Annotated in this window: 23 protein-coding genes; 17 read left to right on the top strand and 6 right to left on the bottom strand. The window is 67.1% G+C overall.

Going from position 1 to position 22,289, the window contains the following annotated elements; genetic code table 11:
• Positions 1 to 130: 130 nt before the first annotated feature.
• Positions 131 to 1,408, top strand: a complete 1,278-nt coding sequence (locus OVA13_RS07940; RefSeq protein ID WP_267793235.1) for a dicarboxylate/amino acid:cation symporter — start codon at positions 131 to 133, stop codon at positions 1,406 to 1,408.
• A gap of 83 nt (positions 1,409 to 1,491) precedes the next feature.
• Here the strand turns inward: OVA13_RS07940 and OVA13_RS07935 are convergent, their stop codons facing one another.
• The gene (locus tag OVA13_RS07935; protein ID WP_267793234.1) at positions 1,492 to 2,349 is read right to left on the bottom strand and encodes a bile acid:sodium symporter family protein; all 858 of its coding nucleotides are present in this window, start codon (positions 2,347 to 2,349) and stop codon (positions 1,492 to 1,494) included.
• A 145-nt stretch (positions 2,350 to 2,494) separates the two neighbouring features.
• On the opposite strand from OVA13_RS07935, the gene OVA13_RS07930 reads away from it, so the two are divergent.
• Positions 2,495 to 2,998 (top strand): acyl-CoA thioesterase, encoded by a 504-nt coding sequence (locus OVA13_RS07930; RefSeq protein ID WP_267793233.1) that lies wholly within the window; start codon positions 2,495 to 2,497, stop codon positions 2,996 to 2,998.
• Between the two features lie 38 nt (positions 2,999 to 3,036).
• Here OVA13_RS07930 and OVA13_RS07925 read toward each other — a convergent pair whose 3' ends face one another.
• Together OVA13_RS07925 and OVA13_RS07920 are read right to left on the bottom strand one after the other, a co-directional pair.
• Positions 3,037 to 3,819 carry a C40 family peptidase gene (locus tag OVA13_RS07925; RefSeq protein WP_267793232.1) on the bottom strand — a complete coding sequence of 261 codons (783 nt, stop codon included), beginning with the start codon at positions 3,817 to 3,819 and terminating at the stop codon, positions 3,037 to 3,039.
• Between the two features lie 119 nt (positions 3,820 to 3,938).
• Positions 3,939 to 4,484 (bottom strand): C40 family peptidase, encoded by a 546-nt coding sequence (locus tag OVA13_RS07920; RefSeq protein WP_267793231.1) that lies wholly within the window; start codon positions 4,482 to 4,484, stop codon positions 3,939 to 3,941.
• Positions 4,485 to 4,566: 82 nt separating this feature from the next.
• Between OVA13_RS07920 and OVA13_RS07915 the strand changes: the two genes are divergently transcribed.
• From OVA13_RS07915 to OVA13_RS07890, 6 genes are all read left to right on the top strand, one after another.
• Positions 4,567 to 5,046 (top strand): FKBP-type peptidyl-prolyl cis-trans isomerase, encoded by a 480-nt coding sequence (locus OVA13_RS07915; protein ID WP_267793230.1) that lies wholly within the window; start codon positions 4,567 to 4,569, stop codon positions 5,044 to 5,046.
• Between the two features lie 117 nt (positions 5,047 to 5,163).
• Entirely contained in the window at positions 5,164 to 6,411 is a 1,248-nt protein-coding gene (locus OVA13_RS07910; RefSeq protein WP_267793229.1) for a DUF418 domain-containing protein, read from the top strand.
• Between the two features lie 19 nt (positions 6,412 to 6,430).
• Entirely contained in the window at positions 6,431 to 7,681 is a 1,251-nt protein-coding gene (locus tag OVA13_RS07905; RefSeq protein WP_267793228.1) for an NAD(P)/FAD-dependent oxidoreductase, read from the top strand.
• On the top strand, positions 7,678 to 9,033 hold the full coding sequence (gene gorA / locus OVA13_RS07900; protein WP_267793227.1) for a glutathione-disulfide reductase: 1,356 nt from the start codon (positions 7,678 to 7,680) through the stop codon (positions 9,031 to 9,033). The genes OVA13_RS07905 and gorA overlap by 4 nt, the downstream gene beginning before the upstream one ends.
• 85 nt (positions 9,034 to 9,118) lie before the next feature.
• Entirely contained in the window at positions 9,119 to 9,895 is a 777-nt protein-coding gene (hutG, locus tag OVA13_RS07895) for an N-formylglutamate deformylase (RefSeq protein WP_267793226.1), read from the top strand.
• A gap of 10 nt (positions 9,896 to 9,905) precedes the next feature.
• Complete coding sequence (locus OVA13_RS07890) at positions 9,906 to 10,886, top strand: DMT family transporter (protein ID WP_267793225.1); 981 nt, start codon at positions 9,906 to 9,908, stop codon at positions 10,884 to 10,886.
• Positions 10,887 to 10,899: 13 nt separating this feature from the next.
• Here OVA13_RS07890 and OVA13_RS07885 read toward each other — a convergent pair whose 3' ends face one another.
• From OVA13_RS07885 to OVA13_RS07875, 3 genes are all read right to left on the bottom strand, one after another.
• The gene (locus tag OVA13_RS07885) at positions 10,900 to 12,030 is read right to left on the bottom strand and encodes a carboxylate-amine ligase (RefSeq protein ID WP_267793224.1); all 1,131 of its coding nucleotides are present in this window, start codon (positions 12,028 to 12,030) and stop codon (positions 10,900 to 10,902) included.
• A 127-nt stretch (positions 12,031 to 12,157) separates the two neighbouring features.
• Positions 12,158 to 14,047 (bottom strand): DNA topoisomerase IV subunit B, encoded by a 1,890-nt coding sequence (parE, locus tag OVA13_RS07880; protein ID WP_267793223.1) that lies wholly within the window; start codon positions 14,045 to 14,047, stop codon positions 12,158 to 12,160.
• 28 nt (positions 14,048 to 14,075) lie between these two features.
• Positions 14,076 to 14,780 carry a hypothetical protein gene (locus OVA13_RS07875; RefSeq protein ID WP_267793222.1) on the bottom strand — a complete coding sequence of 235 codons (705 nt, stop codon included), beginning with the start codon at positions 14,778 to 14,780 and terminating at the stop codon, positions 14,076 to 14,078.
• A gap of 162 nt (positions 14,781 to 14,942) precedes the next feature.
• On the opposite strand from OVA13_RS07875, the gene OVA13_RS07870 reads away from it, so the two are divergent.
• The 9 genes from OVA13_RS07870 to OVA13_RS07830 all read left to right on the top strand — a co-directional run bounded on the left by OVA13_RS07870 (position 14,943) and on the right by OVA13_RS07830 (position 22,226).
• On the top strand, positions 14,943 to 15,203 hold the full coding sequence (locus tag OVA13_RS07870) for a hypothetical protein (protein ID WP_267793221.1): 261 nt from the start codon (positions 14,943 to 14,945) through the stop codon (positions 15,201 to 15,203).
• A gap of 130 nt (positions 15,204 to 15,333) precedes the next feature.
• Positions 15,334 to 16,995, top strand: coding sequence for a CTP synthase (locus OVA13_RS07865; protein WP_267793220.1), 1,662 nt, complete (start codon positions 15,334 to 15,336; stop codon positions 16,993 to 16,995).
• Positions 16,996 to 17,146: 151 nt separating this feature from the next.
• On the top strand, positions 17,147 to 17,980 hold the full coding sequence (gene kdsA / locus OVA13_RS07860) for a 3-deoxy-8-phosphooctulonate synthase (RefSeq protein WP_267793219.1): 834 nt from the start codon (positions 17,147 to 17,149) through the stop codon (positions 17,978 to 17,980).
• A gap of 17 nt (positions 17,981 to 17,997) precedes the next feature.
• The gene (gene eno, locus OVA13_RS07855) at positions 17,998 to 19,281 is read left to right on the top strand and encodes a phosphopyruvate hydratase (RefSeq protein ID WP_267793218.1); all 1,284 of its coding nucleotides are present in this window, start codon (positions 17,998 to 18,000) and stop codon (positions 19,279 to 19,281) included.
• A gap of 3 nt (positions 19,282 to 19,284) precedes the next feature.
• Positions 19,285 to 19,632: a cell division protein FtsB gene (ftsB, locus tag OVA13_RS07850; RefSeq protein ID WP_267793217.1), complete on the top strand. Its 348-nt coding sequence runs from the start codon at positions 19,285 to 19,287 to the stop codon at positions 19,630 to 19,632.
• Positions 19,629 to 20,327 (top strand): 2-C-methyl-D-erythritol 4-phosphate cytidylyltransferase, encoded by a 699-nt coding sequence (ispD, locus tag OVA13_RS07845; protein ID WP_267793482.1) that lies wholly within the window; start codon positions 19,629 to 19,631, stop codon positions 20,325 to 20,327. The genes ftsB and ispD overlap by 4 nt, the downstream gene beginning before the upstream one ends.
• Positions 20,328 to 20,345: 18 nt before the next feature.
• Positions 20,346 to 20,837, top strand: coding sequence for a 2-C-methyl-D-erythritol 2,4-cyclodiphosphate synthase (gene ispF, locus OVA13_RS07840; RefSeq protein ID WP_267793216.1), 492 nt, complete (start codon positions 20,346 to 20,348; stop codon positions 20,835 to 20,837).
• Complete coding sequence (gene truD, locus OVA13_RS07835; protein ID WP_267793215.1) at positions 20,834 to 21,892, top strand: tRNA pseudouridine(13) synthase TruD; 1,059 nt, start codon at positions 20,834 to 20,836, stop codon at positions 21,890 to 21,892. The genes ispF and truD overlap by 4 nt, the downstream gene beginning before the upstream one ends.
• 115 nt (positions 21,893 to 22,007) lie before the next feature.
• On the top strand, positions 22,008 to 22,226 hold the full coding sequence (locus tag OVA13_RS07830) for a hypothetical protein (protein ID WP_267793214.1): 219 nt from the start codon (positions 22,008 to 22,010) through the stop codon (positions 22,224 to 22,226).
• Positions 22,227 to 22,289: the final 63 nt, after the last annotated feature.

Genomic DNA, 22,289 nt, shown 5'->3' with positions numbered 1-22,289 from the left:
TTCATTGCAGGCCCGTCATTATGCCGCCCGTGCAGTGTCCTGCTTATGACACCCGGCATTCCAGTCGCGCGGTCGCCTTGCCCGGCGCCTTGGGCTAAGGTGCCGGGTCCCCTGTTTGGCCTTTCCGCAGATGAAGCTGGTGTCCGCCTGGTTGAAGATCCCGTTCTGGCAGCGCGTCGTCGCGGGCTTCGTGCTGGGCGCGTTGGCGGGCTGGGTGCTGGGGCCGGCAGCGGGAACCTGGCTGAAGCCGCTCGGTGACCTGTATGTCACGCTGATCAAGATGATCGCGGTGCCGCTGGTGTTCTTCGCCATCATCAATGCGGTGTCCAGCCTGCATGGGCAGAAATCCGTGGCGGCGCTGGGCGGGCGCACCTTCCTGTGGTTCGCGATCACCGCAACCCTGGCCGTCTGCGTGGGCCTGGCGGTAGGCTGGGTGCTGCAGCCCGGGAAGGGCTTGACGGGTTTGATGATGGCGCCGGACTACCAGGTTCGCGAGGTGCCCAAACCGGTGCAGGTGCTGCTGGACATCGTGCCGGCCAATCCGTTCAAGGCGCTGACGGAGGGGAAGATCCTGCAGGTGATCTTCTTCGCGGGACTGCTTGGCTTCGCCCTGGTCAAGCTGGGCGAGCGCAGTGCCGGCCTGCGAAGGCTGGCGACCGAAGCCAGCGACACCATGGTGCAGGTCACGCGGTTCGTGCTCGAGATGACGCCGCTGGGCACGTTCGGATTGATCGGCGCGCTGGTGGGCACCTATGGCTTCGAGAAGCTGTTGCCGCTGGGCAGCTTCGTGGGTGCGCTCTACCTCGCCTGCGCGCTGCACATCGTGGTTGTCTACGGCAGCCTGCTGCTGGCGCATGGGCTTAACCCGTGGAAGTTCTTCCGTGGTGCCGCACCGGGCATGCAGATCGCGTTCGTCAGTTCGTCCAGCTTCGCCTCGATGCCGGCATCGATCCGCAGCGTCACGCACAACCTGGGCGTGGACAAGGACTACGCCGCGTTCGCGGTGCCGCTGGGTGCCAGCATCAAGATGGATGGTTGCGGCGCGATCTACCCCGCACTGACGTCGGTCTTCGTGGCGCAGTATTTCGGGCTGGACCTGTCGGTGAACCAGTACTTTGTCATCCTGCTGGCGTCGGTGCTGGGCAGCTTCGGCACCGCCGGCGTGCCGGGTACGGCGACGGTGATGGTGACGCTGGTGCTCAGCGCCGCCGGCCTGCCGCTGGAAGGCATCGGCCTGCTGGTGGCCATCGACCGCATCCTCGACATGATGCGCACGATGACCAATGTCACCGGCCAGATGCTGGTGCCGGTGCTGGTGGCGAAGGAAACCGGTCTTCTCGATCGGGCGGTGTACGAGGCCGCATCCACCAACGTGGGGCTGGACGAGAGCGAGCCCCGCGCCGGCTGAGTCGGGTGTCTCCCGTGGGAGCGACCTCAGTCGCGATCGACGCCGCTTGGTCTTCCCATCGCGGGTGACGTCGCTCCCACCGGTCAGATGGTGTTCGCGGCTTTATCGCGCGATACCCGCCACGCGAACACCGCGGCGGTGACGAACATCAGCAGGCTGTAGACCGCGGCAGGTACCGCGACGGTGGAATTCTTCAGCACGTTGAGCGCGATGAAGATCGCCAGCGTGCCGTTGTGGATGCCGATCTCCATGGCGATGGCGATGGCCTGCTTCTTCGGCAGCCGCAATGCCAGCGGCGCCACATAGCCCGCGCCCATGCTGATCAGATTGAAAAGCAGGCAGGCGATGCCGACGATCGCGAAATAGGTGGTCAGCGTCTTCCATTCCTGCGCCACGGCCGCGACCACCAGCAGCGCCAGCACCAGGACGGAGAGCAGGCGGATGGGTTTTTCGGCGCGTGCCGCGAAACCGGGGGCCTTGGCGCGCAGCAGCATGCCCAGCGCGACCGGCAGCAGGATGATCACCGCCACCTCGACGACCTTCTTCGTCGGCGGCGGCACGTACTGGCCGGCGCCAAGGAAGTACTCCAGCGACAGGTTGAGGATCACCGGCAGCGTCAGCAGGCAGAGCAGGCTGTTGATCGCGGTCAGAGTGATGTTCAACGCGACGTCGCCGCGCGCCAGGTGGCTGTAGATGTTGGCGGTGGCCCCTCCGGGCGAGGCGGCCAGCAGCATCAGGCCGACGGCCAGCTCGGCGGGCAGGCCGAAGCCCAGCGCCAGGCCGAAGGCGACCCATGGCAGCAGCAGGGTCTGCAGCGCCAGCCCGATCAGCACTGCGCGCGGATACCGCGCCACGCGGCGGAAGTCGTCCAGCGTCAGTCCCAGTCCCAGCCCCAGCATGATGATGCCCAGGGCCAGGGGCAGCAGAAGATTGGTCAACATGGATGCCTGCATCGCGTACGACTCCCCTTTCGGCGCGAACACATGAAAGGCGGCCGCCAGCGGCCGCGTTGCGGAGCATGGCCGCATCCCCGCACGCGCGCAAGCTGGCGTACCCTGTCGCCCATCATCCCCGGAGGAGAGCTCCATGAGCGGCGAGCAACGCGAACTGACCTTCCGTTTCCTGGCCGAGCCCACCGACGTCAACTACGGCGGCAAGGTGCACGGCGGCGTCGTCATGAAGTGGATCGACCAGGTGGGATACGCCGCCGCGGTCGGCTGGAGCGGCTACTACAGCGTCACCGTGGCGGTCGGCGGCATCCGTTTCGTATCGCCCATCCGCATCAGCGACCTGGTCACGGTATCGACGAAGCTGGTCTACACCGGTACCAGCAGCATGCATTTCGCCGTGGGCGTGCGCGCGCGCGACCCGATGGGGGGCGAGGAGCGCCTGTGCACGCATTGCATCATCGTGTTCGTCGCCATGGATGCCACCACGGGCAAGCCCATCGCCGTGCCGGCCTGGCAGCCGGAGTCGGAAGAGGACCACCACCTGGCCGAGTACGCATTGAAGGTGATGGCCCTCAGCAAGGGCATCGAGGAAACCATCAAGCACTACCGCGAGGCGGATGCGACGAAGGCCGCTGGATAGCGGCCTTCGGGAGCGGAACGTCTTGCCTGGCGAACCCCTTACATCGGGATGCGGCGCGCCTGCAGGTAACGATTGGCCCAGTAGCCGGTGATCAGGCTGTCCACGCGCACGTCCTTGCCGCTGCTGGGTGAGTGCAGGAAGCGCCCTTCGCCCACGTAGATGCCGACATGGTTGACGCGCCCCTTCAGGCCGAAGAACACCAGGTCGCCCTGGCGCAGTTCGTCGCGGCTGCGGACCAGTTCGGCATCGGCCTTGGCGGCCATGTCGCGCGAGACGCGCGGCAGTTCGATGCCCAGCGTGGTGCGGAACACGTAGCCGACCAGCCCGCTGCAATCGAAACCGCTGTCCGGCGAGGTGCCGCCCCAGCGGTACGGCGTGCCCATCAGGGCCAGGGCGCGCTGCAGTACGGACTGCACCTTGCCACCCTGTTGTTCCTGCGCCACGACGCCGCTCTTGCTCAGGTCGTAGGCGGCCAACAAGCGGCTGATATCGCCGGCGACCATCGCGGAGCGGTCCACCAGCGGCAGGCTGTCGCTGGCGGCCAGGCGTGGAAGCAGGGCGGAAAGCGTGGCGGTGGCGGCTTCCGCCGCCTTGTCCTTGACGCTGCTGACGACGGATCGGCTGGCAGGGGCGGGCGTGGCGACCACGTCGGCCGACGCTGCGGCCGGTGCCTCTGCCGGCGGCTCGACCGGGGCGCTCTGGGCCCAGCAGGTCGCGCTCGCAAACCCGAGCGTCAGGCTGAGAAGAAGTGTGTTCAACCCCCGCAGTGGGCGGTGGGTGGCGGCTGGCAGGCCTGTTGGCAGGTCGTTGTCGGTCGTCACGCGCGGGAGGGGTCAACGGTTGGAAGGTCGATAATGCCCGCCGAAGCCAACCATTTGGTTCATAAATCGTTATTTATTCGTTAAATGTGAACGCCCGCCGTCACAGAGTTGACCGATTCCTAACGAAGGACGCGTTTGGCGCCCGTGTAGTGGTCCCGCCAGTAGGCCCCGTCCAGATGATCCAGGCGCACCGTGCCGCCGGTGCTGGGGGCGTGAACGAACCGCCCTTCGCCCACATAGATGCCCACGTGGGTGACGTTGCCCTTGCTGCCGAAGAACACCAGGTCGGCCGGGGCCAGCCGCCGCGGGTCGATCCGTGGGCCCTGCACCTGCGACAGTTCCCGCGAGGTGCGGGGCAGGCGCAGGTCGAGCATCTCGCGGTACACATACGTCACCAGCCCGCTGCAGTCGAACCCGGACTCGGGGGTATTGCCCCCGTAGCGGTAGGGCGTGCCCACCAGGCCGATGGCCCGCATCAGCACGGCGTTGGCGGCCACCGGGTCGGCGGCGTCCACGCGCGCCCATTCCCGGCCCTGCGCCGACGGGGCGGCGGGCTTGCGGACGTGGTCGCCACCCCCGCAGGCGGAGAGCAGCAGTGCAGCAGCGAGCAGCACGGCGCGCGGTGGCATTGGGATGGTCAAGCCGGGATAATGTCGGGCCTTCATTGCGGCGCATCTTCGCCGCATTCCCCGGCGGCCGACAAGCCGCTCCAACCTGCCCACCGGCAGGCCCCGCCTAGAGTCCCGCATGAAAATCGCAAAAGACAGCGTCGTCCGTTTCCATTACACCGTCTCCGAAGCGGGCCAGGAGCCCATCGAGACCTCGAAGGATCGTGAACCCCTGGCCATCCTGATCGGCCACGGCAACATCATCCCGGGGCTGGAGACCGCCATGCAGGATCGCGAAGCCGGGGACAGCTTCGGCGTGGACGTGGCGGCGGCGGATGCCTACGGCGAGCGTCGTGATGGCCTCAGCCAGCGCGTGCCCAAGAAGCACTTCGGCAACCAGCGCCTGGTGCCGGGCCAGCAGGTGGTGCTGCAGACCAACTTCGGTCCGCGCGCGGTCACCATCGAGAAGATCGGCATGAGCGTGGTCGACGTCGACCTCAACCATCCGATGGCCGGCAAGGACCTGCACTTCGACGTGGAGATCGTGGAAGTGCGCGAAGCCAGCGCCGAGGAACTCGAGCACGGCCACGTGCACGGCGACGGTGGCCACCACCACTGATCGTCGCGACACCGCGGATCATCATCGCGCATCAGGACGGCCCGCTTCGGCGGGCCGTTTCTTTTTGCGGGGACCCATGTCCATGGTCTAATCCCGGCGACACCACAGGGGAATCGAATGAGCACAGCGACCACGCTGCACCTGGCGCCCGTCGCGCCCGGCGACCGCATCCAGGCCATGGACGTACTGCGTGGTTTCGCACTGCTCGGCATCCTGCTGATGAACATCGAGGGCTTCGTCGGCCCACTGATGGCGTCGACGTCCGGCGTGAACCCGGCGCTGTCGGGCGCCGACCGCATCGCCGACCTGCTGGTCTACGTGCTGGTGCAGGGCAAGTTCTACACGCTGTTCTCGCTGCTCTTCGGCATGGGTTTCGCGGTGATGTCGCAGCGCGCCGAACAGGCCGGGCGTCCGTTCGCGGGTGTCTACTGGCGCCGGGGCCTGGTGCTGCTGGGCATCGGCCTGGTGCACGCCATCTTCATCTGGGCCGGCGACGTGCTGGTGATGTACGCGTTGTGCTCGTTCCTGCTGCTGGCGTTCCGCCCGCTGCCGCACCGCTGGTTCGTGGGCCTGGGGCTGGGTGCCTACGTGGTGCCGGTGGGTTTCATGTTCATGATGGGCGCGCTGGGCTCCCTGCTGGCCGGCACGGAAGGCTGGGACAAGACGATGGGGGAGATGGCCAGGCACATGCAGGCCCTGATCGAGGCCGAGCGCGTCGCCTACGGCAGTGGCACGTACGCGGAGGCCACCGTGCAGCGCCTGAAAGACACGGCGCTGGCGCTCAGCAACATCACCATGTTCGGCTTCATCGTGTTCGGCATGTTCCTGCTGGGCGCCTGGTTCGTGCGCAGCGGTGCCATCGCGCGTCCCGCCGAATTCCCGCGCCTCTATCGCGGGCTGCGTTGGGTGGCGCTGCCGGTGGGCCTCTTGGCCATGCTGGGCTCGGTGGCGCTGGCGCCGACCATGGACATGGCGACCTTCAACCTGCGCCTGTCGAGTGCCTTCGCGCTGCAACTGCTCGCCAACCTGCTGATGTGCCTGGGTTACGTGGCATGGGTGATGCGCGCGCTGCAGTCGCCGTTCTGGCAGCGTCCGCTGTCCTGGTTCGCGTCTGCGGGGCGGATGGCGTTGACCAACTACCTGCTGCAATCCCTGGTCTGCACGTGGGTGTTCTACGGTTACGGCCTGGGCTATTTCGAGCAGCTGCCGCGCGCCTGGCAGCTGCCTTTCGTGTTCGTGGTCTTTCTGCTGCAGGTCGTCGTCAGCCATGCCTGGCTGTCGCGCTTCCGCTTCGGCCCGATGGAGTGGCTGTGGCGCTCGCTGACTTATCTGAAACCCCAGCCCATGCGGCGGCAGTCCGCGTGATTGCGACTAGACTGTCGATGTGAATCCCCCACACGACGACGTCCTGATCATCGGCGGCGGTGCCATCGGCCTGGCAACCGCGCTGGCGCTGCTGGAAAGCGGCCGCGGCGTGCGCGTGCTGGAAAGCGCGACCGTCGGCAGCGGTGCTTCGCATGGCAACTGCGGCACCATCACGCCCAGCCATGCGCCCCCGCTGGCCGCACCCGGCGTGGTGGCGCAGGCATTGCGCTGGATGTTCACCCCCGACGCGCCGCTCTACCTGAAACCCCGCGTGGATCCGGCCCTGTGGCGCTGGCTGCTGCATTTCGCCGCGCGCTGCAACGTGCGCGACTGGCGGCAGAGCACCGCTGCGCGCTCGGCGTTGCTGGTCGACGCGCGCGCGCGGCTGGCCGACTGGGTAGGGCGCCACGCATTGCAGTGCGAGTTCGCCGAGGAGGGACTCGACTACGTGTTTCGCGATCCGCGCCGGTTCGAGCACTACACGCGGGAGTGCGATGCGCTGCGCGCCTTCGGCATCGAGAGCCAGGTGTTCGACGGACACGCGTACGAGCGCGATGAGCCTGCGGTGCTGCCCGGCGTGGCGGGCGCCATCCGCTTCCCCGGCGACGCCCGCCTGCGGCCGGACCGTTATGTCGCGGAGCTGGCGCGCGTGGTGCGCGAGAAGGGTGGCGTGATCGAAGAGCAGTGCCGCGTGGACGGCCTGCATTCGCTGGCCGATGGCATCCGGCTGGACACCGCGAACGGCCCCCGCCATGGCCGCGATGCCGTGGTGGCACTGGGTGCATGGACGCCAGCCTTCGTGCGCAGGCTGGGACTGCGCGCGCCGATCCAGCCCGGCAAGGGTTATTCGATCACCTATTCGCGGCCGTCCCTGGTGCCGCGGCACGCGATGGTCCTGAAGGACCGGTCGGTCTGCGTGACGGTCTGGGACAGCGGGTTCCGGTTGGGCAGCACCATGGAATTCTCCGGCCACGACAGCACGCTCAACGCCACCCGGCTGGCGGCGCTGGAACGCGGTGCGCGCGAGTTCCTGCGCGAACCGGTGGGCCCGCACGTACAGGAGCGCTGGTACGGCTGGCGCCCGATGACCTGGGACGACCTGCCGTTGCTCGGACGTGCACCCGGCCATCGCCACGTCTGGCTGGCGGCCGGCCACGGCATGCTGGGCATCAGCATGAGCACGGCGACGGGCCAGCTGATGGCCGACCTGATGACCGGGCGCACGCCCGCGTTCGACCCCACGCCTTACCGACCGGAGCGGTTCGCATGAAAGCCCAGGAATTCGATCTGATCGTCATCGGCGGAGGTTCCGGCGGGCTGGCGGGCGCGTTCCGCGCCGCGTCGCATGGCGCGAAGGTCGCGCTGCTGGAACCGAAGGAACTGGGCGGCACCTGCGTCAATGTCGGCTGCGTGCCGAAGAAGGCGATGTGGCTGGCGGCGGAACTGTCGCAGAAGCTGGCGCTGTCCGCGCAGCTGGGTTTCAACAGCGTGCCGCCTGCACTGGACTGGCGCGAATTCGTCGTGCACCGCCAACGGTACATCGCCGGCATCCATGCCAGTTACATGCGCAGGCTGGATGAAAGCGGCGTGGTGCTGATGCCGTGCCACGGTCGGTTGCTGGACGCACATACCGTGGTCAATGCCGACGGCATCAGGTTGCAGGGGCGGCATATCCTGATCGCCACGGGTGGCCATCCGCACCGTCCCGATATCCCCGGTGCGGAACTGGGGCTGGTATCCGATGATTTCTTCAACCTGTGCTCGGCGCCCGCGCACGTGGCGATCGTCGGCGGTGGCTACATCGCCGTGGAACTGGCCGGCGTGCTGCAGGCGCTGGGCAGCCAGGTGGAACTGTACGTGCGCGGGCCGCGCCTGCTGGAAGGGTTCGACGCGCAGATCGCCGACGAGCTTGCCGATGGCATGCGCCAGCATGGCGTCCGCCTGCATTTCGGCCACTCGGTCGCAGCCCTCGAACGTGCGGCCGATGACGGCGTGGTCGTGCTGGCGGAAGACGGAACACGCAGTGATCGTTTCGATGCACTCATTTTCGCGACGGGCAGGCGGCCGAACACGGACCGTCTGGGGCTGGACGCTGCCGGCGTAGCGACGGATGAAAAGCGCTTCGTGCGCGTGGATGCCTACCAGGACACCGGCGTGCCGCACATCCATGCGGTCGGCGATGTCACCGGGCAGGCCGCGTTGACGCCGGTCGCCATCGCGGCCGCGCGTCGGCTGATGGATCGCGTGTTCGGCGCGTCGCCGGATGCGCGTCTGGATTACGAAGGCATCGCGACCGTGGTGTTCTCGCATCCGCCCGCCGGCAAGGTGGGCATGACCGAAGAAGAAGCCCGCCTACACCATGGTGATGCGGTCAGGGTGCTCACCACGCGCTTCAGGCCGATGCTGCACGCGCTGGCCGATTCGCCGCAGCGCAGCCTGTTCAAGCTGGTCTGCGCGGGCAGCGACGACCGCGTCGTCGGCCTCCATCTGCTGGGCGAAGGCGCGGACGAGATACTGCAGGGGTTCGCGGTGGCAATGAAGAAAGGCATCACCCTGGCCGACCTGCACGACACCGTGGCCATCCACCCGACCAGTGCCGAGGAAGTGGTGCTGATGCGGTAAGGAGGGCGGGATCACCCCGCGGCTCCGGCAGCCAGTGAGCGGTGGCGGAGATGCGGCACGCCGGTGCCCGCCCTACAATGCCCGCATGGAAACCTTCACCCTGCACCGCGGCACCGTGCCGCTGTTCGTCAGCCTGCCGCACAACGGCACGCGGCTGCCCGACGAACTCGGTGTACGGATGACACCCGATGCGCGGCGCGTGCCCGATACCGACTGGCATGTCGACCGGCTTTACGCGTTTGCGCGCGAGATGGGCGCCTCGATCATCGTACCCACGCATTCGCGTTACGTGGTGGACCTGAACCGCCCGGAAGACGATGTCTCGCTGTACCCGGGCCAGAACACCACCGGCCTGTGTCCCGTGGTGCAGTTCAGCGGACAGCCCGTGTACCTGCCAGGGCAGGAGCCCACGCCCGCGGAGATCACCGCGCGCGTCGATCGCTACTGGCGCCCTTACCATCGTGCGCTGCAGGACGAGGTCGCGCGCATCCACGCGGCGCACGGCCGCGTGGTGCTGTGGGAAGGCCATTCGATCCGCAGCGTGGTGCCATTCCTGTTCGAAGGCCGCCTGCCGGATTTCAACCTCGGTACCGCCGGCGGCGCGAGCTGCGGCCCGGCGCTGCAGCAGGCGCTGGGAGACGTGCTCGCCTCGCAGCGGGATTTCAGTTTCGTCGTGAACGGGCGCTTCCGGGGCGGGTACATCACGCGCCACTACAGCGACGTGCCGCGCGGCATCCAGACCGTGCAGCTGGAACTGGCCCAGCTGAACTACATGGACGAGGACAGCTTCGCCTACCTGCCAGAGCGTGCAGCGCCGACCCAGGCCTTGATCCGTCGCCTGCTGGAATGCGCGCTGCAATGATCCGCCAGCGATGACGGGCAACGACGCCGAGGACGAACTGGCGCAACCGCTGGACATCGCGCCGGCGGAAGCGCCGGAAAGCCCCGCCGCGCCTCCAGCGTTGAAAGCGGTTGCCCGTTCCGGGGTGCTGCTGGCGGCGCTGGGCGCCATCGCCTTCTCCGGCAAGGCCATCATCGTCAAGCTGGGTTATCGCTACGGCGCCGACGCGGTCACGCTGCTGGCGCTGCGCATGCTGGTGGCATTCCCGTTCTTCCTGCTGATGGGCCTGTGGGCCGCGCGCCGCGCCACGCCGCTGTCGCGGGCCGATCTCGGCAGGATCGGGTTGCTGGGTTTCCTGGGTTACTACCTGGCCAGTTTCCTGGACTTCGCCGGCCTGGCCTACATCACGGCCACGCTGGAACGATTGATCCTTTACCTGACGCCCACCCTGGTGGCACTGATCGGCTGGGTGGCCTTGGGCAAGCGCGTTTCGCGGCGACAGCTGGTCGCGCTGCTGGTGAGTTACGCCGGCGTGGCGCTGGCCTTCGGACACGACTTGACCTTGGGTGGCAGCAACATCGCGCTGGGCAGTGCGCTGGTGTTCGGCAGTGCGCTGGCCTATGCGCTGTATCTGCTGGGCAGTGGCGAACTGGTCAGTCGTGTCGGTGCCGTGCGTCTTACCGCCTACGCAAGCAGCGTCGCCAGCGTGCTCTGCCTGCTGCAGTTCATCCTGCTGCGACCGATGGAAGCACTGGTGCTGCCGTGGGAGGTGTACGCGCTTTCACTGGTGAACGGCACGCTCTGCACGGTGCTGCCGGTGTTGGCCGTGATGATGGCGGTGGCGCGCATCGGGTCGGCGCTGGCGGCGCAGGTCGGCATGGTGGGCCCGGTATCGACCATCCTGCTCAGCCTGCTGCTGCTTGATGAGCCGATGGGACCATGGCAGGTGGCGGGTACGGTGCTGGTGATGGCCGGCGTCTTCGTGGTGTCGCGCCCGGGCGCGAAGGTCTGATGCGCGTGCCGTCTCAGACCGGATGGCTGGCATCGACCAGCCACGCCACCACCTCTTGCAACGCTTCACCGCGCGAACTTCCCCGGCCACGCGCGGATTCATAGATGCGGCGCTGCCGGTGCGCGCTGCTGCCGTCCTCCAGGATCGTCCACAAATGCTGGATCTGCGCGTGGCAGCCCAGCGCCTGCACGTCCTCGTCCAGTCGCTCCATTATCTGCTGGAACAACGCGCGCACCGGCACCAGCGCGCCGCCATCGACATCCATCAGGCCGGCATCGAAACCGTAGCGCTGCGCGCGCCAGAGGTTCTCGTCGATCACCGCCTGGTCGCCGGCCGCCAGCGTCGCGTGGCGCCGCGGATGGCGTTCCAGGTGACGGACCAGGCAACGGAACAACTGCGCGATCGCCAGCGCATCGCGCATGTCGGTGCAGGCATCGGTGACGCGCAACTCCAGCGTCGGGAACGCCAGCGACGGCCGCAGTGCCCACCACAGGAAGCTGGCGTCCTTGATGGCGCCTGCGGAGGTGAGCCGCTGCACGTAGGCCTCGTATTCGTCCTGGCCCGAAAAGAGCGGCGGCAGTCCCGTGCGGGGAATCTCCCGATAGGCCGTGTGGCGGTACCCCATCAGTCCCGTGTCGTGGCAGAGCCAGAACGGCGACGACGTACTGAAGGCCAGCAGCAGGGGAAGGTAAGGCTGCAGCCGTCGCATCAGGTCGACGCGGTTGGCAGGATCGGCCTGCTGCACATGCACGTGCATGCCGCACACCATGTTGCGGTGGCCGAGCATCTGCAGCTCGTCCATCACGGCGTCGTAGTGGGGTTTTTCGGTGCTGCGCTGGCCACGCCACTGGGCAAGTGGATGCGTGCCGGCGGCGAGGATCGCCAGTCCGTGCTCGGTCGCGATGCGGGCCACGCCGTGCCGCATCGCTTCAAGATCGGCCTGCGCCTCCGCCGGATCGCCGTGCACGCCGGTCTGCACTTCCACCTGCGTCTGCAGCATTTCGCCGCCGAAGCGTTCGCCCAGCGTGCGCCGGCACGCGTCGAAGAAACGGCGCGGCATGTGCCGCAGCCGCCGTCCGTTGCGGCGTACCAGGAAGTATTCCTCCTCGATGCCGAACGTGTAGGGATGCCGTGTTTGTTCCATTCCCCGGTTATCGCATCGGGGCGGTGAACGTGGCGTTCAGTCGCGGCAGGTCGTGTGCGACGCTGCCGCTTTCGCTGTCCAGACGTGGAGGGCGGCCATCCCGCCGGCGCCGGGTAGGCGTTGCCGGTCAGACCTCGAGGGAAGCCATGTCGCCCTTCATCTCCAGCCATTGCTTCCGGTCGCCCGCGCGCTTCTTGGCCAACAGCATGTCCATCAACGAACGTGTCTGCAGTTCGTCGTCGACGGTCAGCTGTACCAGCCGGCGCGTGTCGGGGTGGATGGTGGATTCGCGCAGCTGGGACGGGTTCATTTCGCCCAAGCCCTTGAAGCGGGTGACGTTGATGGCGCCGCGGATCTTCTCGCGCTCGATCTTGTCCAGCAGCAGGCGCTTTTCTTCCTCATCCAGGGCATAGAAGACCTGCTTGCCCACGTCCACGCGGAACAGCGGCGGCATCGCGACGAACACATGGCCCGCCTGCACCAGCGCCGGGAAGTGGCGCAGGAACAGCGCGGTCAGCAGCGTGGCGATGTGCAGGCCGTCGGAGTCCGCGTCCGCCAGGATCACCACCTTGCCGTAACGCAGGCCGGAGATGTCGTCCTTGCCGGGATCGCAGCCGATGGCGATGGCCAGGTTGTGCACTTCGTCGGAGGCCAGCACGGACGTGCTGGCGACCTCCCAGGTGTTCAGGATCTTGCCGCGCAACGGCAGGATGGCCTGGAAATCCTTGTCGCGCGCCTGCTTGGCGCTGCCGCCCGCCGAATCGCCTTCCACCAGGAACAATTCGGTGCGCGAAAGATCCTGGCTGATGCAGTCGGCCAGCTTGCCGGGCAGTGCGGGGCCCTGGGTGACCTTCTTGCGGACGATCTGCTTTTCGGTCTTCAGGCGCGCGCTGGCACGCTCGATGGCGATCTGCGCGATACGTTCGCCCATGTCCACGTGCTGGTTCAGCCACAGGCTGAACGCATCGTGCGCGGCGCCTTCGATGAAACCGGCGGCCTGGCGCGAGGACAGGCGCTCTTTGGTCTGGCCGCTGAACTGCGGATCGGTCATCTTCAGCGACAGCACGAACGCGACGCGGTCCCACACGTCTTCCGGCGCCAGCTTCACGCCACGGGGCAGCAGGTTGCGGAAGTCGCAGAACTCGCGCAGCGCATCGGTCAGGCCGCTGCGCAGGCCGTTGACGTGCGTGCCATGTTGCGCGGTGGGGATCAGGTTGACGTAGCTCTCCTGCACCAGCTCGCCTTCGGGCACCCAGGCCACGGCCCAGTCGACGATCTCGCCGTCCTTCTTCAACTGGCCGACGAAGAGGTCCGGTGGCAGCAGTTCGCGCCCGGCCATCTCGCCCTTCAGGTAGTCCCGCAGGCCATCCTCGTAGTGCCAGTTGTCACGCTCGCCGCTGGCTTCGTCGAACAGGGTGACATTCAGCCCGGGGCAGAGCACCGCCTTGGCGCGCAGCAGGTGCTTGAGCGCGCGCACGTTGAACTTGGGCGTGTCGAAATACTTGGGGTCGGCCCAGAAGCGCACGCGGGTGCCGGTGTTCTTCTTGCCCACGCTGCCGACGACTTCCAGCGGCGTGGCGCGGTCGCCGTTGCGGAAGGTGATGCGGTGCTCGCTGCCGTCGCGCTTGATGTGCACTTCCACCAGGGTGGACAACGCATTGACCACGCTGACGCCGACGCCGTGCAGGCCGCCGGAGAAGGTGTAGTTCTTGTTGCTGAACTTGCCGCCTGCATGCAGGCGCGTGAGGATCAGCTCGACGCCCGGGATCTTTTCTTCGGGGTGGATGTCCACCGGCATGCCGCGGCCATCGTCGCTGACTTCGCAGCTGCCGTCCTTGAACAGGGTGACCTCGATGCTGCCGGCATGGCCGGCGAGCGCTTCGTCCACCGCGTTGTCGATGACTTCCTGCGCCAGATGGTTGGGGCGCGAGGTGTCGGTATACATGCCCGGACGGCGCTTGACCGGGTCAAGGCCGGAGAGGACTTCGATGTCGGCGGCGTTGTAGCGACTGCTCATGAGATGCGGGTGTCTTCCGGGAATGGGGTTACGGCTGCGGCGCGGACTTCAGGGGCGCGCCGGTGTAGGGACTGTAGAGGTAATCGCCGGGGAACACGTCGCCGTTCGCCGGGTCCTGCTGCGGCGCCAGCAGGCTGCCCAGCGGCAGGCGGAACGCATGGGTGTTCCGGTTGGTGATGACCTTCATCCACCCGCTGCCCAGCGGGTCGAAGAACGGCTTGCCTTTCGCGTCGCGATCCTTGAAGACGGCGAAGTGCATGTTGGTGCCCATCGGACCGATCATGTTGGCCAGGATCGGCTTCATCACCGCCAGCATGGTGCGGAGCTGTGCGGGAATCTGTTCGTCGCGCAGTGCCTTGTGCGCCTTGCCGCTGGTGTCCACCAGTTGCAGGCCGGCCAGCGCTTCCTCCGCGTCCAGGAAACGGTCCACCCCCACCAGCCCCATCTTGCCCTGCACCACGGCCACCATCACGTAGCCGTCGAAGGCCTTCAGGAACTCCGCCTTGCTGGACGCCGGCAGGCCGGAGGAGTTGGCCGCCGCGTCCCAGTACACCGACGGCAGCCACCACACCAGCTCCAGGCCATCGTCTTCCGAGGACATCCGCTGGGTGTCTTGCGCCAACGCTTCCAGCTTGATCTGGGCCGGTGTCAGCGGCTGCCGTTGTGCGAAGGCGGCGAAGGGCAGGGTGGTCGTCAGCAACAGCAACAGGCAGGCGAGGCGGCGATTCGGCATGGACGGACGGTTTCCGGTGCGGGGGGCGGGTCAGCCGCAGGAGTTTGCCGGGTGGGCGGGTTTTTTGCACGTTCAGCCCACACCCACTAGTGTGCGGGCGCCTGCTTGGATTCGGCCTCCGCCGCCTCCATATGGCCTGTGTCGCACCCCGGAGAAACCCTCATGAAACCGCGCCATCTTCTGCTGTTCACCGCCGCCGTCGCCCTGTCCGTGGCCGCCGTGGGCGCGCTTGCACAGTCGCGCGCCGGCAACGACGCCGACAAGCGCAGCCAGGACCAATCCCAGTCCACCGATCCGTCCGACCCCGATCGCAAGGCGCAACGCCGCGCCGCGAACGAGGCCGCCGCCAAGCGGGCCAAGGCCGAACAGGGCCAGGGCGGCAAGTCGGGCAAGGAAGACGAGGAAGAAGAGCGCAAGCCCTGATCCTTCGCATGCCTTGTCGCACAAGGCTTTCCGCCACTCGCGCAATGCGCCGGCGCCCCGCTTCCGCGGGGCGTCGCGCTTTTAGAACCCAGGCGTTGCCTGTAGACTATGGCTTTCCGGAGCCCCGCCCATGACTCCCCTGATTTTCGTTACCGGCGGCGTTGTGTCCTCGCTAGGCAAGGGCATCGCCGCCGCTTCGCTTGCGTCCATCCTTGAAGCGCGTGGCCTGACGGTCACGATGATGAAGCTGGACCCCTACATCAACGTCGACCCGGGCACCATGAGCCCGTTCCAGCACGGTGAGGTGTACGTCACCGACGACGGCGCCGAAACCGACCTGGACCTGGGCCATTACGAGCGCTTCGTGCGCACGCGCCTGAGCCGCAAGAATTCCATCACCACCGGCCGGATCTACGAGAACGTGATCCGCAAGGAGCGCCGCGGCGACTACCTGGGCGCCACGGTGCAGGTGATTCCGCACATCACCGACGAGATCCGCCGCTGCATCGACGAGGCCACCGAAGGCTTCGACGTGGCGCTGGTGGAGATCGGCGGCACCGTGGGCGACATCGAGTCGCTGCCGTTCCTGGAGGCGATCCGCCAGATCCGCACCGAGCGCGGTCCGGAGAAGGCGCTGTTCATGCACCTCACGCTGGTGCCTTACGTGGCCGCCGCCGGTGAGCTGAAGACCAAGCCCACCCAGCACTCGGTCAAGGAACTGCGTTCCATCGGCATCCAGCCGGATGTGCTGCTGTGCCGGTCGGAGCAGGTCATCCCCGATTCCGAGCGCCGCAAGATCTCGTTGTTCACCAACGTGCCCGAGCGCGCCGTCATCAGCGTTCCCGACGTGGACGTGCTGTACAAGATCCCGATGGGCCTGCATGCGCAGGGCCTGGACGAGATCGCCATGCGCCAGCTGCGCCTGGATAATGCCAAGCCGGCCGACCTGTCCGAGTGGGAGGCGGCGGTGGACGCCACCCTCAACCCGCTGGACGAAGTGACCATCGCCGTGGTCGGCAAGTACGTCGACCACCAGGACGCCTACAAGTCCGTGGGCGAGGCACTCAAGCACGGTGGCCTGCGCCAGCGCACCAAGGTCAACCTGAAGTGGATCGAAGCCCAGGAACTGGAGAACAGCGACATGTCGCTGCTCGGTGGCGTCGACGGCATCCTCGTGCCGGGTGGTTTCGGTGACCGGGGCTTCGAGGGCAAGGTGCTGACCTCGCATTACGCGCGCGACCACAAGGTGCCGTACTTCGGCATCTGCTACGGCATGCAGGCCGCGGTCGTGGATTACGCGCGCCATGTCGCCCAGCTGGAAGGCGCCAACAGCACCGAGAACGACAAGCAGTCGCCGCATCCGGTGATCGGCCTGATCACCGAATGGCGCACGGCCACCGGCGACGTGGAGAAGCGCGACGAGCGCTCCGACCTGGGCGGCACCATGCGCCTGGGCCTGCAGGAAGCCCGCCTCAAGCCCGGCACGCTGGCACGGGACCTGTATGGCAAGGACGTGGTCGCCGAGCGCCACCGGCACCGTTACGAGTTCAACAACCGCTACCGTACGCAGCTCGAGGACGCCGGCCTGGTGATTTCCGCCAAGTCGATGGACGACCTGCTGGTGGAGATGATCGAACTGCCGCGCACGGTGCATCCGTGGTTCCTGGCCTGCCAGGCGCATCCGGAATTCCTGTCCACGCCGCGCGACGGCCATCCGCTGTTCGTCGGCTTCATCCGCGCTGCGCGCGAGAAGAAGGCGGGCGGCAAGCTGTTGAAGGAAGCGCGGGCTTGAATGCTGTTTCCTTCTCCCTCCAGGGAGAAGGTGCCGGGGAGGGGCGGATGAGGGTAGGGCGGAGTCCACTGTGCTCCCGCCATCCGGATTCCGCCGTACCCTCACCCCAACCCTCTCCCGGGGGAGAGGGGCTCAAACGAGAGGTGTTTGAATGAAGCTTTGTGGATTCGACGTCGGCCTTGACCAGCCCTTGTTCCTGATCGCGGGCCCCTGCGTCATCGAGTCGATGCAGTTGCAGATCGACGTGGCCGGTCGCCTGAAGGAAATCACCGGCAAGCTGGGGATGAACTTCATCTTCAAGTCCAGCTTCGACAAGGCCAACCGTACCTCCGGCACCAGCTTCCGTGGTCCCGGCATGGAGGAAGGATTGAAGGTGCTGGACGCGGTGAAGAAGCAGGTAGGTGTGCCTGTACTGACCGATGTGCACGAATACACGCCGATGGACGAAGTCGCGGCGGTCGTCGATGTGCTGCAGACCCCGGCCTTCCTCGTGCGCCAGACCGACTTCATCAGGAAGGTCTGCTCGGCCGGCAGGCCGGTCAACATCAAGAAGGGGCAGTTCCTGTCGCCCTGGGACATGAAGCCCGTCGTCGAAAAGGCCAAGTCCACCGGCAACCAGGACATCATGGTCTGCGAGCGTGGCGCGTCCTTCGGCTACAACAACCTGGTCAGCGACATGCGCTCGCTGAGCGTGATGCGCGATACCGGCTGCCCGGTGGTGTTCGACGCCACCCACTCCGTGCAGCTGCCGGGCGGGCAGGGCACCAGCTCCGGCGGCCAGCGCGAGTTCGTGCCGGTGCTGGCGCGTGCGGCGGTTGCCGTGGGCGTGGCCGGCCTGTTCGCCGAAACGCACCCGGACCCGGCCAAGGCCCTGTCCGATGGGCCGAATGCCTGGCCGCTGGACAAGATGGAGGCGCTGCTTGAGACGCTGCTGGCGCTGGATGGCATCACCAAGAAGAACGGTTTCCTCGAATCCACTCTCTGAGCTGAGCACACGACACGATGACCCAGATCGCCAAGATCCACGCCCGCGAAATCCTCGATTCCCGCGGCAACCCCACCCTCGAAGCCGAGGTCACGCTGGAGGACGGTTCCTTTGGTCGCGCCATGGTGCCGTCCGGCGCCTCGACCGGCACCAAGGAAGCCGTCGAGCTGCGTGACGGCGACAAGACCCGTTACCTGGGCAAGGGCGTGCGCAAGGCGGTGGAGAACGTCAACACCGCCATCGCGACCGCGCTGAAAGGCTTCGATGCCGTCGACCAGGAAGGGCTGGACCGCCGCCTGATCGATCTGGACGGTACCGAGAACAAGGGTCGCCTGGGCGCCAACGCGCTGCTTGGCGTGTCGCTGGCCAACGCCCACGCCGTGGCGGCGTCGAAGAAGATCCCGCTGTGCCAGCACCTGGCCAACGGCGAAGTGACGCTGCCGGTGCCGATGATGAACATCATCAACGGCGGCGCGCACGCGGACAACAACGTGGACTTCCAGGAGTTCATGGTGCTGCCGGTCGGTTTCGATTCGTTCGCCGAATCGCTGCGTGCCGGTACCGAGATCTTCCACTCGCTGAAGTCGGTGCTGAAGGGCCATGGCCTGAGTACGGCGGTCGGTGACGAGGGCGGCTTCGCGCCCGACTTCCGCAGCAACGTGGAAGCGCTGGACACCATCCTCGAGGCAATCGGCAAGGCCGGTTACACCGCCGGCGAAGACGTGCAGCTGGGCCTGGACGTGGCTTCCAGCGAATTCTTCGACAACGGCAAGTACCACCTGGTGGGCGAAAACAAGCGCCTGACCAGCGAGCAGTTCGTCGATTTCCTGGCCGACTGGGCCGCGCAGTACCCGATCATCACCATCGAGGACGGCCTGGCCGAAGACGACTGGGCGGGCTGGAAGCTGCTGACCGACCGCATCGGCAAGAAAGTGCAGCTGGTCGGCGACGACCTGTTCGTCACCAACCCGAAGATCTTCAAGGAAGGCATCGAGTCCGGCACCGCCAACGCGATCCTGATCAAGGTCAACCAGATCGGCACGCTGACCGAAACGCTGGAAGCGATCTCGATGGCGCACCACGCCAACTATGCGGCGGTCGTGTCCCACCGCTCCGGCGAAACCGAGGACACCACCATCGCCGACATCGCGGTGGCGACCACGGCGACCCAGATCAAGACCGGCTCGCTTTGCCGCAGCGACCGCGTGGCCAAGTACAACCAGCTGCTGCGCATCGAAGAAGCGCTGGGCAGCAAGGCACGCTACGCCGGCCGCAACGCCTTCGTGTCGCTGAAGAAGTAATCCATGCGGAAGGCGCCCTGGCTGCTGCTGGTGCTTGTACTGCTGCTGGGATGGCTGCAGTACAAGTTCTGGTTCGGCGTGGGCAGTTCCGGCCAGGTCGTCGCGCTGGAGCGGCAGGTCGAAGCGCAGAAGCGCGAGAACGCGGGCCTGCAGGAGCGCAACGACGCGCTCGCCGCCGAAGTCGAGGACCTCAAGTCCGGTGAGTCGGCGGTGGAGGAGCGCGCGCGCAGCGAGCTGGGCATGATCAAGCCGGGCGAGAAGTTCTATCGCGTGGTGGAGCCCGTCGCGCCGGTGCCGGCTGCCGTCGACGAGGATGGCGGTGATGGCCAAGCCGCGGAGCCGGCCCCCTGATGGCACGCGTCTGGGCCGTGGTGCCCGCTGCCGGGCGTGGTACACGATTCGGTGGTGATCTGCCGAAGCAGTATCTCGTCGTCGACGGCGCTCCGCTGATCGCGCATGCGCTGACGGCACTGTTCGCCCACGATGCGGTGGAAGGTGCCGTGGTGCCGGTCTCCGAAAACGATCCCGACTGGCCGGGCTGGACGGAATTCGCCGGCAAGGCCGTGCAGTCCTGCATCGGCGGTGCCACCCGCGCCGCCTCGGTGCTCGCCGGCCTGCAGGCGCTCCCTGGCAGCGTGCGTGCGGACGATTTCGTCCTGGTGCACGACGCCGCGCGGCCCAACCTGTCGCTCACCGATCTCTCGCACCTGATGGAGCGGGGCCGCAACGATCCGGTGGGCGCGATCCTTGCCGCGCCGGTCCGCGACACGCTGAAGCGGGCGGGAGACGATGGCGGCATCGATGCCACCGAGCCGCGCGAGCGCCTGTGGCGCGCGTTCACGCCGCAGCTGTTCCGTCGCATGCAGCTGACCCGTGCGCTGGAAAGCGCACTGGCCGATGGCGTCGAGGTTACCGACGAGGCCATGGCCATGGAGCGACTGGGGCTGCGGCCGCTGCTGGTGGAAGGCTCGGAGAGCAATTTCAAGATCACCACGCCGGCGGATCTGGCGCGGTTCGCGTTCGAGCTGGCACAGCGCAGCCGCTGAGTGCCACAAGGGAAACACATGCAGACCTCCTTGAATATCCGCATCGGCCACGGTTTCGACGTGCATGCCTTCGGCGAAGGCGACCACGTGATGCTGGGGGGGGTTCGGGTGCCCCATGATCGCGGCGTGCTGGCACACAGCGATGGCGACGTGGTGCTGCACGCGCTGTGCGACGCCATGCTGGGCGCATTGGCGCTGGGCGACATCGGCAGGCATTTCCCGCCCTCCGATCCGCAATGGAAGGGCGCGGACAGCCGGGCGTTCCTCAGGCACTGCAATGCACTGATCGCAGCGCTGGGATGGCAGGTGGGCAACGCCGATGTCACCGTCATCTGCGAACGCCCGAAGGTGGGCCCGCATGCGGACGCAATGCGCGGGTGCGTTGCCACGGATCTGGGCATTCCACTCGATCGCATCAGCATCAAGGCCACCACCACCGAGAAGCTGGGCTTCACCGGTCGCGCGGAAGGCATCGCCGCGCAGGCCGTCGTGCTGCTGGTGAAGGCGTGAGCGACGGCCTTCCGCGTGCCTTCGGGGCGCCGGTGGTGTCGGCGCGCATCCGCAGCGCGCCGGAGGATTTCTTCGTCGAGGAAGTTGCGGGTTTCGAGCCGAGCGGCGAAGGCGAGCACCTGCTGCTGACCATCGAGAAGCGCGGCCTCAATACGTCTTTCGTCGCCAAGCGGCTTGCGGAGTGGGCCGGCATTGCGGAAATGGGCGTGGGTTATGCAGGCATGAAGGATCGCCATGCGGTCACCCGCCAGCGCTTCACCGTGCACCTGCCCAAGCGCGTGGCGCCCGCGCTGGACACGCTGCCATCGGATGGCCTGCGCGTGCTGGAATCGACCTGGCACAACCGCAAGCTGCCACGCGGCGCGCTGGCGGGCAACCGCTTCGTGCTGGTGCTGCGTGACGTGCAGGGCGACCTGGCTGCCATCGAAGCGCGCCTGCAGCAGGTCGCCGCACACGGATTGCCGAACTGGTTCGGCGAACAACGCTTCGGTCGCGATGGCGGCAACGTGGCGTCGGCACTTGCGATGTTCGCCGGCAGGCGCATGCGGCGCGAGCAGCGCTCGCTGCTGATTTCGGCGGCGCGCTCCGAGTTGTTCAATCGCGTGCTGGCGGCGCGCCTGGCCGATGCCAGCTGGAACCGTGGGCTGGAAGGCGAAGTGTGGATGCTGGCCGGCAGCCGCAGCGTGTTCGGCCCCGAGCCGTGGAGCGATGCGCTGGCGCAGCGACTGGCCGCGTTCGACATCCATCCCAGCGGACCGCTCTGGGGCGCGGGCGAGCTGCGCAGCCAGTCCCGGTCGGCGGAGGTCGAGGTGGCGGCGTTGCAGTCCGACGACGCACGGGCGCTTTGCGCGGGCCTGGAGAAGGAGGGCCTGCGGCAGGAGCGCCGTGCCCTGCGGCTTCGTCCGGAAGGCCTGTCGTGGCGATGGCTCCAGCCCGGTTGCCTGCAACTTGAATTCGCCCTGCCGCCCGGCAGCTACGCCACCGCCGTGCTGCACGAACTGGGTGATGTGGCGGATCGTCCGGCCCCGGAAGACCGTTCGTCGGAAAGCACCTGACGGCACTGGAAGGCCATGACGGCCGGCGTATAAGCGGAGGTGAGCGCCAGTGTTGGCCGGGAGAGGGCGGCACTGGCACGCAGGATTTCAACCCGACCACGCTGGAGGGCTCGCCATGAAAGTCCCGTTCCGCCTCACGCTTGTTGCATTCGCCGCGACGCTGCTGTGTGCCTGCGCCGGCACCCATGAACTGACCTCCACCCAGCCTGCCGTGCAGAAGGAAATGACGCCGGAACAGGAATACATGGCCTATGTCGAGCGCATCGCCCGGCGCCGGGGCATCGACGTGACCTGGGTGAATCCGCCGAACCTGCCGGCCAAGGCGTCCAAGTAAGTCGCGCGGGATCATCACGCACCGCAAGGCCCCCTTCCGTACTGGAAGTGGGGCCTTTGTTTT

The organism is Pseudoxanthomonas sp. SL93 (assembly GCF_026625825.1).
Taxonomy (GTDB): domain Bacteria; phylum Pseudomonadota; class Gammaproteobacteria; order Xanthomonadales; family Xanthomonadaceae; genus Pseudoxanthomonas_A.
This window is presented reverse-complemented; position numbering and strand designations above follow the sequence as displayed.